Below are 13665 nucleotides of genomic sequence, written 5' to 3' on the forward strand. Positions count from 1 at the left end.
CAGTCCGGGACGGCTCCTCCGTGGCGGTCCGGTCTCAGCCGAGCTTGCTCACGTCGCGGACGGCGCCCTTGTCGGCGGAGGTGGCCATCGCCGCGTAGGCCCGCAGGGCCTGGCTGACCTGGCGGTCGCGGCTCTTCGGCCGGTAGCCGCCCGCGGCCTCCAGGGCGCGGCGGCGCTCGGCCAGGACCTCGTCCGGGACCTCCAGGGAGATCCGGCGGCCGGGGATGTCGATGGCGATGGTGTCGCCGTCCTCGACCAGCGCGATGGTGCCGCCGGAGGCCGCCTCGGGGGACGCGTGCCCGATGGACAGGCCCGAGGTGCCGCCGGAGAAGCGGCCGTCGGTGACCAGCGCGCAGGCCTTGCCCAGGCCCCGGCCCTTGAGGAAGGACGTGGGGTAGAGCATCTCCTGCATGCCGGGGCCGCCCTTGGGGCCCTCGTAGCGGATGACGACGACGTCGCCCTCCTTGACCCGCTTGGCGAGGATCGCCTCGACCGCGTCCTCCTGGGACTCGACCACGACGGCCGGGCCGCTGAACGTCCAGATCGACTCGTCCACGCCCGCGGTCTTCACGATGCAGCCGTCCTCGGCGAGGTTGCCGTACAGCACGGCCAGGCCGCCCTCGACCGAGTAGGCGTGCTCGACGCTGCGGATGCAGCCGCCGGCCGCGTCGGTGTCCAGCGACTCCCAGCGCTCGGACTGCGAGAAGGCCTCGGCGGAGCGGACGCAGCCGGGGGCGGCGTGCCACAGCTCGACGGCCTCGGCGGAGGGCGAACCGCCGCGCACGTCCCAGGTCTTGAGCCACTCGGCGAGCGAGTCGGCGTGCACGGTGTGGACGTCCTCGTTGAGCAGCCCGCCCCGGTGCAGTTCGCCGAGGAGGGCCGGGATGCCGCCGGCCCGGTGCACGTCCTCCATGTAGTACGAGCCGTTGGGCGCGACCTTGGACAGGCAGGGCACCTTGCGGGAGATCGCGTCGATGGCCCGCTGGTCGAAGTCCAGCTCGGCCTCCTGGGCGGCGGCGAGCAGGTGCAGGATGGTGTTGGTCGAGCCGCCCATGGCGATGTCCAGGGCCATGGCGTTCTCGAAGGCGGCGCGGGTGGCGATCGCCCGGGGCAGGAGGGAGGCGTCGTCCTGGCCGTAGTGGCGGTTCGTGATCTCGACGACCGTGCGCCCGGCGTCCTCGTACAGGGCCCTGCGGGCGGTGTGGGTGGCGAGCACCGAGCCGTTGCCGGGCAGCGAGAGGCCGATCGCCTCGGTCAGGCAGTTCATCGAGTTGGCGGTGAACATGCCGGAGCACGAGCCGCAGGTGGGGCAGGCGTTCTCCTCGATGATCGCGATGTCCTCGTCGGAGACGTTCTCGTTGACCGCCTGGGAGATCGCGTCGACCAGGTCGAGCTTGCGCACGGTGCCGTCGACCAGGGTGGCCTTGCCGGCCTCCATCGGGCCGCCGGAGACGAAGACGGTCGGGATGTTCAGGCGCAGCGCGGCCATCAGCATGCCCGGGGTGATCTTGTCGCAGTTGGAGATGCAGATCAGGGCGTCGGCGCAGTGGGCGTTGACCATGTACTCGACCGAGTCGGCGATCAGGTCGCGCGAGGGCAGCGAGTAGAGCATGCCGGCGTGGCCCATCGCGATGCCGTCGTCCACCGCGATGGTGTTGAACTCGCGCGGGATGCCGCCCGCCTGCTTGATCGCCTCGGAGACGATCCGGCCGACCGGCTGGAGGTGGGTGTGGCCGGGGACGAACTCGGTGAAGGAGTTGGCGACCGCGATGATCGGCTTGCCGAAGTCCTCGCGGGCTACGCCGGCCGCCCGGAGAAGCGCCCGGGCGCCTGCCATGTTGCGACCGTGGGTGACCGTACGGGACCTCAGCTCGGGCACTGCGCTCCACTCCTTCGGGGCTGTCGCCGGCGCCCCGCTGGTGGGAGGGTTCGGGGGCCGCTGTGGGTACCGAGCCTACGCCCGCCGTCCGGACGGCGGACGGCCCGTCCGCGATGCGGGCAGGCGGCGGGCGGGCCGGCGCGGCCGGTGTCAGCCCGGCTTGACGGCCACGGTGAGGTCCAGGGCGAACGGCTCGACCACGATGCCGTCCGGGAACTCGGCGAGCATGGCCTCCCGTTCGGCGGCCAGCACCGGCGCGCGCTCCCCGGGTGCGAGCGAGGCGAGGTAGGAGCGCGAGGTCAGGTCGGTGAGCACGTGGTCGACGGGGACCCGCCGCTCCCAGCGCAGCACCGTCCGCTCGACCGCGAGGCCGGCCGGGGCGAAGTGGCCGACGTGGTGGTCGATCCCGCCGTAGCCGCGGTACCGGTCGGGGAGGGCGGCGGCCATCCGCCGGTCCCTGGCCCGGATCCACGCCACGGTCTCGTCGTACACGTTCCACCAGGCGGCCACGGCACCGCCCGGCCGCAGCACCCGGACCGCCTCGGGGACGGACTTCTCGGGGTACGTCCAGTGGAAGGCCTGGGCGTAGCTGACCAGGTCGGCGGAGCCGTCGTGGAAGGGCAGGTCGTCGCCGGTGCCCCGGACCAGCGGCAGGGCCGGCGAGGAGGCGAGGAACCGGGCGGCCATGCCGGGGCTGGGCTCGACGGCCACGACCTCCGCGCCCCGCGCGGCCAGCAGCCGGGTGGCGATGCCGGTGCCCGCGCCGACGTCCAGGACCCGGGCGCCGCGCAGGCCGCGGCCCCAGAGCCGCTCCAGCGCGTCGAACAGGCCGTCGGGGTAGCCGGGGCGGCCCCGCTCGTACTCGGCGGCGACCCCGCCGAAGCTCCGGGCGGCCTCGCGGTAGTCCCGGCCCTCCGTCATGTGCCCTCCTCCGTACGGCGGTTCGCGTCCGGCCGGCCGGACGGCTCAGCGTACGCGCGAGGGGGTGGCCAGGTGCAAGCGGGTGAAGGCGAGGGCCTCGGCCAGATCGGCCTCGCGTTCGGCGGGGGAGGCGGAGCGGCGGGTGTTGACCTCCAGCACCACGTGGCCGTCGAAGCCGGTGCGGGCGAGGTGCTCCAGCAGCTCGGCGCAGGGCTGCTTGCCCCGGCCGGGGATCAGGTGCTCGTCCTTGCCGGAGCCGCTGCCGTCGGCCAGGTGGACGTGGGCGAGCCGGTCGCCCATCCGCTCGACCATGGCGAAGGTGTCGATCCGGGACGTGGCGGCGTGCGAGAGGTCGATGGTGAAGTGCCGGTACTCCTCGTCGGTGACGTCCCAGCCCGGGGCGTACGCGAGCATCTCGCGGTCGCGGTAGCGCCACGGGTACATGTTCTCGACGGCGAAGCGGACGTCGGTCTCGCCCGCCATCCGGCCGATGCCCTCGACGAACTCCCTGGCGTACTGGCGCTGCCAGCGGAACGGCGGGTGGACGACGACGGCGCTCGCGCCGAGCTTCTCGGCCGCGGCCCTGGCCCGGACCAGCTTGGTCCACGGGTCGGTGCTCCACACCCGCTGGGTGATCAGCAGGCAGGGGGCGTGCACGGCCAGGATGGGCAACCGGTGGGCGTCGGAGAGGCGGCGCAGGGCGTCGAGGTCCTGGCTGACCGGGTCGTTCCAGACCATCACCTCGACCCCGTCGTAGCCGAGCTTGGCGGCCAGCTCGAAGGCCACGGCGGTGCTCGCCGGGTACACCGAGGCGGTGGAGAGCGCCACCTTGGTGTCGGGGATGTGCAGGGCCGGGTGCCGGGGCAGCACCAGCCGGTCGGTGGTGCGCAGCAGCGGCGGGCGGGCGGCGTCGCGCTTGGCGGCCTTGACCGAGCGGACGGACTGGACGGCGGCCTTGGCGGCGCCGGCGGCCCGGGCGGTGCGGGTCTCCCTGGGGGCGGCGGCCTGCTTCGCGCCGGCCCGCTTTCCGGCGGTCCGCTTGCTGCCGGCCTGCTTCGCGGCGGCCGTCTTCCTCGCGGCGGTGCCCTTCTTCCTGGCGGGAGCCTCGGGGGCGGGCGGCTTCGCGGCGGCCTGCTTCGCGGTGCGCCGGGCCGCCTTGACGGCCTTCGCGGCCTGCTTGGCGGCCTGTCCGGCGGTGGCGCCCGTGACCGCCTTGCCGAGCCGGCGGCGCGGGCCGTCCGACCGCGACCGCCCGTTCCCGGGAGCGCGGTCCTCCTGCGATCCGTCCTCGCCCGCTGCTTGCACCACGGGAGACAGCGTAAGCGGAGCGCGCCGCGAACGGGGCGGGACGACCGGCGCAGTGACCATCGGCACGTTGTCCCGGAGTGGCCGGCCGGTGGCCGCCCGTGGCCGCCTCCCCCGGAGGGACGGCCGCCCGGGCCCGGACCGGCTCGCGCGGGTTCGCGCGGGCGCGGACGGCCGCGGCCGGGCTACGGCGTGAGCGCCGGGCGGCGGCGGTCGGCGGAGCTGTCCATGGCGTCCAGGCGGCGCAGGATGATCCCCTCGCGCAGCGCCCACGGACAGACGTCCAGCTCCTCCAGACCGAACAGGTCCATCGCGGCGTCGGCGACCAGCGCGCCCGCCAGCAGCTGCTTGGCCCGGCCCTCGGAGACGCCGGGGATCTGGGCGCGCTCGGCGACCGTCATCGCGGACAGCCGGGGCAGCCAGGCGGCCAGCCCGCTGCGGGTGAGCCGGCGGTCGGCGTACGGGCCGGCGTCGGCGGGGGCCGCGCCGGTCATCCGGGCCAGCTGCTTGAAGGTCTTGGAGGTGGCGACCGCGTGCCGCGGCGGTCCGAGCCTGGTGATCTCGGCGACCACGGTGGCGAGCTCGGCCCTGATGTGGCGTCTCAGCTCGCGCAGCCCGTCCGGGTCGGCGACGTCCCCGGGCAGCCAGCGGGCGGTCAGCCGGCCGGCGCCCAGCGGCAGCGAGGCGGCGACGTCCGGCTGCTCGTCCAGGCCGCAGGCGATCTCCAGCGAGCCGCCGCCGATGTCCAGGTTGAGCAGCCGGCCCGAGGACCAGCCGAACCAGCGGCGGACCGCCAGGAAGGTGAGCCGGGCCTCGTCCTGCCCGGAGAGCACGCGCAGCTCGACGCCGGTCTCGGCGGCCACCCGGCGCAGCACCTCCTCGCCGTTGGCGGCCTCGCGCACGGCGGAGGTGGCGAACGGGAGGATGTCGACGACGCCCTTGTCCTCGGCGACCCGCAGCGAGGAGGCGATGTGGCCGATCAGCCGCTCGACGCCGGCCTCGCTTATCGCACCGTCGGCGTCCAGCAGCTCGGCCAGGCGCAGCTCCGCCTTGTGCGAGTACGCGGGGAGCGGCGCGGCGCCCGGATGGGCGTCGACCACGAGGAAGTGGACCGTGTTGGAACCTACGTCGAGCACACCGAGTCGCATAAATCTCCACGCTACGCGATGCGGGCCCTGGCGAGAGGGGGTGCGGCGGTATTCGCGCTGGTCCCGGACCGGGCGGCGGGCCCGGTGGTGATCCGTTGTCGCGGGCCGGGCACGGCCGCACCGCACCGGCTGTCCGCGCCCGCCCCGGCCGTCAGTGCCCGCGCGGCCCGCCCCCGCGCTCCGTGGGGCAGTTGGCGTCCACCCAGCGGCGGGCCGGGGCCGGGGTGTCGGTGATCAGGCCGTCGGCGTCCCTGGCCGCCATCAGCTGCCAGGACTCCTCGCTGTCCAGCGTCCAGACGTACACCTCGTGCCCGGCACGGCGCTCGGCGGCGATCCGGGCGGAGCTGGCCAGGCCGCTCTCCAGGGCGATGCCGCGCAGCGGCAGGTCGCCGGCGTCCTCGGCGATCGCGCCGCTCTGGATCAGCACCATCGGCAGGGCGGGCGCGACCGCGTGGGCCTGGCGCAGGTGGTCGGCGGAGAAGGAGTAGAGGACGACGCGGGCCCTGCTGCCGGCGGCCATCCCGGCGATCCTGGCGACGTCCTCCGGGCGCTGCCACTTGATCTCCATCAGCAGCGTGGCGTTGCTGTCGGCCAGGCGCTTGAGCAGCTGGTCCAGGGTGGCGACCGGCTGGGCGGGGCCGGGGCCGATGGTCACCCGCAGCGCGGCGATCTGGGCGGCGGTCAGGTCGGCGATGGCGCCCTTGCCGTTGGTGGTGCGGTCCACGGTGGAGTCGTGCATCAGCACCGGGACGCCGTCCCTGGTGGTCTGCACGTCGGTCTCCAGCCAGTCGGCGCCCTGGTCGAGGGCGGTGTCGAAGGAGGCCATGGTGTTCTCCGGCGCCTTGCGCGGAGACCCCCGGTGGCCGATCACCACCGGGGACTCGCAGACCGGCGGCGCGGTGGCCGGGCGGGCCCGCAGCACGGGGCCGCCGGAGGCGCACCCGGCGGCCAGGACCGCGAGGGCGGCGAGGACGGCCGTACGGGCGGCGCGGGGCGGGGCGGTCACGGCTCGATGCTCCAGGTCCTGCTTCGGGCGCTGCTGCGGGTGCTGCTGCGGATGGTGGTCGGCTGCGGTGGTGCGGTGTCCCGGGTACCGACAGCGCGGGGGCGGTGTGCGGTTCCCCGGCCGCCCGACCGACGTGCTGTCACAACAGGCCGTCCCAGAGCTGCTCCACGATGACGGCCCACCAGTTCTCCGGGTCGGCGAAGACCGTACCGTCCGCCTCCACCAGGGCGCGCTGCAGGGCGTCCACCGCCTCGCCGGCGGCCACCGGGTCGAGCCCGCGCAGGGCGGGCCACCAGCCGGCGAACACCTCCAGGCAGCGGACGAAGGCGCGCGGGCCCGCGTTGCAGTGGCGGGCGGTCGCGTAGTCCGGGTCCACCGCCAGGACGGCGCCGTCGGCCGGGTCGAGGGCCAGCAGCGCCCAGCCGTCCGTCCCCAGCAGCACCGGTCCGGCGAGCGCCAGGCGCTCCCGCCCGGCTGCCCGGGTGCCACGGCCGAGTCCGGCCAGGTGGGCGGCGAGCGGCGGCAGCACGGTGCCCTGGCGGACGCCGTCAGCGATCGCCCCGGCGCCCGGGTGGTGCAGCGCGAAGAAGCCCGGTACGGCCACCGGCAGGCCCACCGCCAGCAGCAGCGCGGCCGCGTCCCCGGGCAGCTCGGCGCGGACGACGTCCGCCGGGTCGAAGCGCCGCACGCCCGCCGGGCCGAACCGCTCCGCGAGCCGGGCGGCGAGCGCGGCGTCGGGCTCGCCGGGGTCGGCGCGCACCGGCCGGGGGAAGGGCACCCGGTTGCGGGCCGGACCGTCCGACGGCGCGGGCAGCGCCCGTACGGCGGCGGCGCGGTGGTCGAAGCGCGGGCCGTACGGGAGGTCGAAGTCGATCCGGACGTGCGGCAGTTCGGCGGCCAGCGCGTACGACCAGTAGCCGCCGGGCAGGGCGCCGGGCCGCAGGTCGGTCCGGACGGCCAGCACGTCCTCGGCCGTGACGCCCTGTTCGCGCAGCCACCACCAGCCGCGCAGCGCCGGGTGCGGCAGGCCCGCCGCCGAGCGCAGCGCCAGCGACCGCTCCTCGCCCGCGGCGTCCCGGTAGGTCAGCTCGGCCCTGGCGCCCCGGCCGGTCGCCGGCGGGCGGGTCGGGTCGTAGGCACCGGCGCCGACGAAGTCCCGGTACAGCCCGACCACTTCGTCCACCGGCACCGAGGGCCACACCGTGAACCGTCCGCTCTCCCGGTCCACCACGGCGCAGGCCGCCCCCACCTCCTCGGGCGCCCGCCGCTCCCCCGTCCGCGGGTCCACCGGCACCCGGGCGGGCTCGGCCCACACCACCCAGCCGAGCTCGAACTCGTGGGTGCACACCCGCCGCACCGGGCCGGCGCCCTGCGGCAGGTCCCCGTTGATCCACCGGTGCCCCGCCTCCACCGCCTGTGCCCGCGAAACCACCGGCCCCACCCCCGTCCCGTCCGCTCCCCGACCCGCGACCCTACGCCCCCCGCGCGCCGGGAGTCGGCCGGGCCGACTTCCGGTGGGGGCACGGAAGGTTTCACTCCGAAGAGCTGAGTTCGGCCATTTCCCTCTTCAAGCCTCGACAGGCGGGCATAGCCTCGGGAGCAACAGCGCAGTTGCAGCGAGAGCTTGACCGCCCTGCGACCAGGGCAGGAGGGGGTGCGGAGCCGTGAGCACGCCGAAGCAGTACCCGATGGCTTGGAAGTACGGCGGCGATCAGGTCAAGCGTTTTCGCCAGCGGACGGGCGTGACACGGGAACAGTTGGCCCAGGCGTCCCACTACGACATCGAGAGCGTGCGGTCGATGGAGGCGGGTCGGCGGCGGCCGACATTCCAACTACTCCAAGCCGCAGATGAGTTGTGTGACGCGAACGGGATGCTGGTCGCGGCAGCCGCATTCATGGTGCCGGAGAGGTTCGCCCCCTTCTCACACGACCTCATGCAGTACGAGCCCGAGGCCATTGTCTTGAGCTCGTACCAAAATCAGCTCATCCCCGGTCTGCTCCAGACCGAGCCCACTGTCCGCTCGCTGCTGAGCGTGCACTGGCCACCGATGGACGACGAAACCCTGGAGGCGCGGCTCCTTGCCCGGTTGGCTCGCCAGGAGATCCTCGGCAACCAGACCAAGTCGTTCAACTTCCTCATCGACGAGTTCGCCCTCCTGCGCCGGATCGGCACCACCGCAGGGCACAAGGAGCAGCTGGAGCGTCTCCTTGAGGTCGGCAAGCCCCGGCACATCGACATCCAGGTCGTGCCCGGCACCACACTTCACCCCGGAGTCAACGGCGCATTCGTCCTGCTGGAGACTCCCGAGCACGAGCGCCTCGCCTACGAGGAAGGCCAGGCCATCGGCTTCCTCTACTCCGACCCGGAGAAGGTCAATGGACTGTGGCAGCGCCATGCGACGATTCAGCGGCAGGCTCTCAGCCCTGAGGAGTCAGCCCGTTTCATCAACAAGTTGGCGGAGGAGCTATGAGCACCAGCCCGACCTGGGTGAAGTCCAGCTACAGCGGAACTGCGGGCGGCGACTGCGTCGAAGTCGCTGTCGCCTGGGTGAAGTCCAGCCACAGCGGGACCGAGGGCGGCGACTGCGTCGAGGTCGCCGCCTGCCCTTCCACCATTCACGTCCGCGACTCCAAGGACAAGGCCGGCCCGACCCTCGCCTTCTCCCCCGAGGCCTGGTCCGCTTTCGTCTCGTTCGCGCCCGAAGCTCAAGCCGCGCGGGCCGAGTGACCCTCAAGGGAACGGTGAGGTAAAACCACCTACCTAACCGGCCCTGCTAGCAGCAGATATGACTTATCGTCACGACTTTTCCACAGGCAGTTCGGCCATGTAGCGTGCGCAGCAACGAAACAACCCCCGACCGGTGTTACCAGCACCGAACGGGGGTCTGACCGGCACGATCGAAGACTAGGAATCGATCCTGTGGCTACCCACGACAATACCGCCATGGCCGCGCCCGGGTACGGCAAGCAGTCCGCCCCGGAGCAACTCCCCCGCTCCGCGACCGACTTCGCCCACCTCCCGGCCCGCGAGGCCTACCTCGCCTCGCTCATCGATCACCTCCCCGACGGCGCCGCCATGGACGTCAAGACCCTCGCCGTCCTCCAGCCCCACTACGGCCAGATGGCCTGCCGCACCGCCCTCACCAGGCTCTCCACCGCAGGCCACCTGCGCCGCGTCCGCGAACGCCTCAGCTCCACCGACTGCCGCTGGGTGTTCCACACCTACTTCTCCCGCACCCCCCGCTCCGACGCCTGGTGGAACCACTTCCTCGCCACCGGCGGCACCAACGACAGCGGCGACGCGTCAACGCCCGCCGATCCCGATCCCCCGGACGAGCGAACGCCCGTCCGCAACCACACACCGCTCCCCTCGGCCGCCTACGCCGCCCTCGCCGGCCTCGGCCTCGCCGACCCCCGCCTCGCCCTCTCCGCCGCCGACTGCACCACCCTCGAACCCCTCGCCGCCGAATGGTTCGCCCGGGGCACCACCCCCGCCCTCTTCACCATCGCCCTCACCAACGGCCTCCCGCCCGACATCCACAGCCCGGCCGCCTTCACCCGCCGCCGCCTGATCGACAAACTCCCCCCGGAACGCCCCCGCCCACCACAGACGACCCGCATCCCCGAATGCACCGCCTGCCGCACCCCCTGCCGCCCCCACACCCTCCTCGGCGGCCTCTGCCGCACCTGCCACGGCACCCCGGCACCCCCACCACCCCGCCCCGGCGCACTCCCACCAGCCGCCGTCCACCGCCACGCCGCCCGAATCCGCGACACCCTCCGAAGTCACGGCACCCCAGCCCTGCCCACCCGTTGACACGCCCGCTGGCCACACCCTCAGCCGGCACCGGAAGTCGGCCCGTCCGACTTCTCACGCAGAGGCGTACGGGCCATGCGGCCGGGACGAGGGCGCGGTTCGGCCCTGAAGGCCGCAGACGACACGACGGAAGAAGAGCCAGCGGCCTGCACACGAGAAGTCGACCTGGCCGACTTCTGGCGCGCGGGGGATCACGCGGCGGGGGCGAGGGCGAGGGGCCGCCCCTCCGGGGTGAGGGCGATGGCCCAGAGACCGTGGGTGGCCAGGTGGAGCGGGACCGGCGCCCGGCGGGCGAGCTGGTGGTCGAGGTAGGTGACGACGTCCCGGTGGTTCACCGCGTTCCAGGCGTGCGGGCGGCCGTAGGCGTCGAGGGTGAGGAGCACGGCCTGGGAGCCGTGGCCGGCCCGGCGGAGGCCGTCGGCGAGGCGCTCGAACGCCCGGTCGCCGTCACCCAGGTCCCTGAAGGGGGCGCCGAGTTCGCGTTCGGCGCGGTCCCGGCCGCCACGCTCCCCGGCGTCGCCCTCGGTGGGGACGCGGGGGGCCGCACAGGTCGGGCGGCCGGTGTAGCACTCGACCGCCGAAAGGGCGATCTCCAGGCTGTTGTTCGCCCGGCCCGGTTCGCGGTAGCCGCCGTCGTTGACCGCCTCCGCCCAGCCGCCGGCGGCCGGGTCGGGGTGACGGGCGGGCAGGCCGTCTCCGCCCCCTGGCACGCGGCGTTCGAGTTCGGCCTGGTGCTCCGGGTCGACCGGCGCGAGCCCGCCCGGCAGGCCGTACGGACGGCTGTCGGCGATGCTGCGCGGCCGGACCGCCGGATCGTACGGCGGGGCTCCGCGCCGTGCGCGCAGGGCGAGCTGGAGGGCCATCGCATGGGCGGTCGCGACCGGGACCACACCCCAGGCGGGGGTCGGGTCGGCGGTGCCCGCCGCGCTCTCCCGCCGCCTGCCGTCCAGCGGGTGCGGTTCGGGCCGGCCGATCACCGGGGTGGTGCCGACGACCGGCGGTACGGCCGGGGGCGGCGGCACGGCGTGGACGGGCGGCGGCCCGACGACCGGGTGCGGCACGGTGCCGGCCGGGGGCCTGGCCACCGCACCGGGCTGCGCCCCGCCGACGGCCGGCCCCGCCCCGACGCCGCTGCCGAACGGTGCCGCCACGTTCACCGGCCCGCCGGCGGCGCCCGCCAGCGGCCCTGGCCCGACGGTGCCGACCGAACCGGCCGGCTGGTACCCGCCGTACACCGGGGTCCCGAACTGTCCGGGCACCCCGACCGGCCGGACCGCCGGCGGAGCCTCCGGCGCCGGGCCGTGCGCGGGGCCACCGGGGGACGGCGCGGTGACGGGCGCGACCGGCGCGCTCACCGAGTCCGTCCGCACCGTCACCGGGCCGCCGCCACCGCCGCCGCTGCCACTACTGCCACTACTGCCGCTGCCACCGCTGTGCGAAACCGCCGCGGGCGCCTGGAGCGGGTAGTCCCCGTCCGACCGGCCCGCCGGCCCCCCGCCCTGGCGGACCGGCGCGGCGACGGACCGCGCCTGCGCCCCGGTGTCCCGCTCCGGCAGGGCCCAGTCCCCGCCACCGCCACCGCCGCCACCACCACCACCGGCGACGCCACCGCCCGTCGCCCGGTGCTGCCCCGGCGAGCCCCCGGTGACGTACCCGGCCACGGACGCCGCCGCACCCGTCGGCGCGCCCGCCACACCCGCCGGGTCCGGCCCGCCGAGCACCGTCCCCGGGTCCGCCAGGGCGGCCGAGGCCACCGTCACGACGCCCGGTGTCTTCGGTTCCCCCGGCCCGTCGGGCGTCCCCGCCCCCGCGCCCGGCCTGTCGGCACCCGAAGCACCCGGAACGCCCGGAGCACCCGGAGCACCCGGCCCGTCCGTGCCCGGCGTCAGCCCGGCGAGCGGCACCCCGTGGACCGCCTTCCCGTCCTCGTCGGTGAGCACCGGCCGCCCGTGCTCGTCCAGCCGGACCGCCAGGTCCGCCACCCCGACCACCGGCCTGCCGTCCGGCCCCGGGACGACCAGCAGCCCGGAGGCGTCGGCCACCGGCGTGCCGTCGGCGCGGAGGATGACCGGCTGCCCGTCCGGGCCGAGGACCGGCGTACCGTGCCCGTCCACCTTGACCGTCAGCCCGGGGACGCCGACCAGCGGCCTGCCGTCCTTCCCGGCGAGCAGGACCAGCCCGGAGCCGTCCGCGCCGAGCACGCCCGGTTCGCCGAGGGCGGCGGGCAGCCCGGCGGCGAGCGGGTCGAACGCGCCGGTGCGGTACGAGGCGGCGGTGATCCCCGTCCCCTGCGCGGTGCCGAGCCTCAGCAGCGCGACGGCGGCCGGCTCCTTGAGCACCCCGGCCAGCGCGTCCTTCATGGCACGGCCGAGTTCGGCGAGCAGCCCGCCGATCTTCAGCCCGGCGGCCTCGACGGCGACGGCCGCCAGGCCCGCCGCGACCTGTTCGGTGGCGGTGCTCCGCACCTTGGCGGCGAGGTCTCCGACGGACTTCTCCAGCCCGCCGGTCACCCCGCTCCGCGCCGGTCCCCCGGCGGCCGCCGTGGCGACCCGGCCGGCCTCCACCCGGGCCCTGGCCGCCTGCTCCTCGGCCTGCCCGAGGTCGGCGGCGAGCTGGTTCAGGGTCGCGATGATCTCGGCCTTGCAGGTGTCCACGGCCCGCGCGGCCGTGTCGAAGGCCCCGGCGACCAGTCCGACCGCGCTGTGCGCGTCGTCCAGGTGGCCCCTGCCGCTGCCGCTGAAGGTCTGCCAGTACGCGCCGAAGGACTCGACGGCGTGGCCGGAGTTGTCGGCGGTGACCCGCCGGACGGACTCGCCGCAGCGGCGGGTGAGCCGGTCGGCCTCCCGGCCGAACTCGCGCCAGACCCCGGCCGCCTTGCGCAGGCCCTCCTCGTCGGCCTGCGGCCACTGCCGGCCGGTCCTGACCAGCACCGGGACCAGTTCCTCCGGCAGTTTCCTGGACACGCGCTTCCCCCTCCGAGCCGGGTCCGTCAGACCGACATGTCCTGGGGGACGACGGGAGCCGCCCCCGGGGTTGCCCCCGGCACCCCTGCCGAGCCCGGCACGCCCGGCGCCCCTGCCGCCTCCGGCACCGCCGTCGCCCCGAACCCGCTCGCCGCCGAGCTGTCCGCGTCCGCCGTCCGCGCGGCCATCGTGTGCAGCCCGGCCCCGACCCCGGTCACCCGTCCGGCCACCCCCCTCAGCCCGCCGACGAGTTCTCCGCGCGCCGGACCGTACACGGCCGCGAAGCCGCTGCCCGGCCGGTCCGTCCCCCAGGGGGCGCCGAGGGCGGCGAGGCCCTGCTCCAGGGCGGCGACGGCCTTCGTCAGCTCGCCGCCGATCCGCTCGAACTCCCGCCCCTCACCGTGCAGTTCCCACGGCCTGAGGGCGAACTCCCCGCCCGCGCGGCCGGACTTCCCGGTGTTGCCGCCTGCCATCCCCGTACCTCCCCGTCGCGGACCCGTCGCGGGCCTCGTAGCGGCATCGCAGCGGGCCTCGTAGCGGACCCGTCGCGGGCCTCGTAGCGGACCGGCCGCCATCCTAGGCGCGCCGCCGGGGCCGCCCGCAGGGCCCTCCGGACCTCTTCACCC

Annotated in this window: 11 protein-coding genes; 3 read left to right on the forward strand and 8 right to left on the reverse strand. The window is 75.4% G+C overall.

From position 1 onward, the window contains the following. Positions 1 to 34: 34 nt before the first annotated feature. From ilvD to ACIQOW_RS05875, 6 genes are all read right to left on the reverse strand, one after another. Complete coding sequence (ilvD, locus tag ACIQOW_RS05850; protein WP_401080143.1) at positions 35 to 1879, reverse strand: dihydroxy-acid dehydratase; 1845 nt, start codon at positions 1877 to 1879, stop codon at positions 35 to 37. Positions 1880 to 2029: 150 nt separating this feature from the next. Next, positions 2030 to 2800 (reverse strand): class I SAM-dependent methyltransferase, encoded by a 771-nt coding sequence (locus ACIQOW_RS05855; protein WP_401080145.1) that lies wholly within the window; start codon positions 2798 to 2800, stop codon positions 2030 to 2032. A 45-nt stretch (positions 2801 to 2845) separates the two neighbouring features. Beyond that, positions 2846 to 3673, reverse strand: a complete 828-nt coding sequence (locus tag ACIQOW_RS05860; protein ID WP_188296338.1) for a sugar phosphate isomerase/epimerase — start codon at positions 3671 to 3673, stop codon at positions 2846 to 2848. Positions 3674 to 4290: 617 nt separating this feature from the next. Beyond that, positions 4291 to 5253, reverse strand: a complete 963-nt coding sequence (locus ACIQOW_RS05865) for a Ppx/GppA family phosphatase (protein ID WP_401080147.1) — start codon at positions 5251 to 5253, stop codon at positions 4291 to 4293. A gap of 151 nt (positions 5254 to 5404) precedes the next feature. Beyond that, a complete protein-coding gene (locus ACIQOW_RS05870; RefSeq protein WP_401080149.1) occupies positions 5405 to 6259 on the reverse strand; it encodes a glycerophosphodiester phosphodiesterase in 855 nt (284 codons plus the stop codon). Positions 6260 to 6398: 139 nt separating this feature from the next. Then, on the reverse strand, positions 6399 to 7691 hold the full coding sequence (locus tag ACIQOW_RS05875) for an SUKH-4 family immunity protein (protein ID WP_401080151.1): 1293 nt from the start codon (positions 7689 to 7691) through the stop codon (positions 6399 to 6401). Positions 7692 to 7923: 232 nt separating this feature from the next. On the opposite strand from ACIQOW_RS05875, the gene ACIQOW_RS05880 reads away from it, so the two are divergent. The 3 genes from ACIQOW_RS05880 (at position 7924) to ACIQOW_RS05890 (ending at position 10076) form a co-directional block, all read left to right on the forward strand. Continuing rightward, entirely contained in the window at positions 7924 to 8730 is an 807-nt protein-coding gene (locus ACIQOW_RS05880; RefSeq protein ID WP_401080153.1) for a helix-turn-helix domain-containing protein, read from the forward strand. Further along, the gene (locus ACIQOW_RS05885; RefSeq protein ID WP_401080156.1) at positions 8727 to 8987 is read left to right on the forward strand and encodes a DUF397 domain-containing protein; all 261 of its coding nucleotides are present in this window, start codon (positions 8727 to 8729) and stop codon (positions 8985 to 8987) included. The genes ACIQOW_RS05880 and ACIQOW_RS05885 overlap by 4 nt, the downstream gene beginning before the upstream one ends. 216 nt (positions 8988 to 9203) lie before the next feature. After that, on the forward strand, positions 9204 to 10076 hold the full coding sequence (locus ACIQOW_RS05890) for a hypothetical protein (RefSeq protein WP_401080158.1): 873 nt from the start codon (positions 9204 to 9206) through the stop codon (positions 10074 to 10076). A gap of 191 nt (positions 10077 to 10267) precedes the next feature. Here the strand turns inward: ACIQOW_RS05890 and ACIQOW_RS05895 are convergent, their stop codons facing one another. Beyond that, positions 10268 to 13039, reverse strand: a complete 2772-nt coding sequence (locus tag ACIQOW_RS05895; RefSeq protein WP_401080160.1) for a toxin glutamine deamidase domain-containing protein — start codon at positions 13037 to 13039, stop codon at positions 10268 to 10270. A gap of 26 nt (positions 13040 to 13065) precedes the next feature. Beyond that, on the reverse strand, positions 13066 to 13512 hold the full coding sequence (locus tag ACIQOW_RS05900; protein ID WP_401080162.1) for a hypothetical protein: 447 nt from the start codon (positions 13510 to 13512) through the stop codon (positions 13066 to 13068). Between the last annotated feature and the right edge of the window lie 153 nt (positions 13513 to 13665).

The organism is Kitasatospora sp. NPDC091335 (genome assembly GCF_044757205.1).
Classification (GTDB): Bacteria; Actinomycetota; Actinomycetes; order Streptomycetales; family Streptomycetaceae; genus Kitasatospora.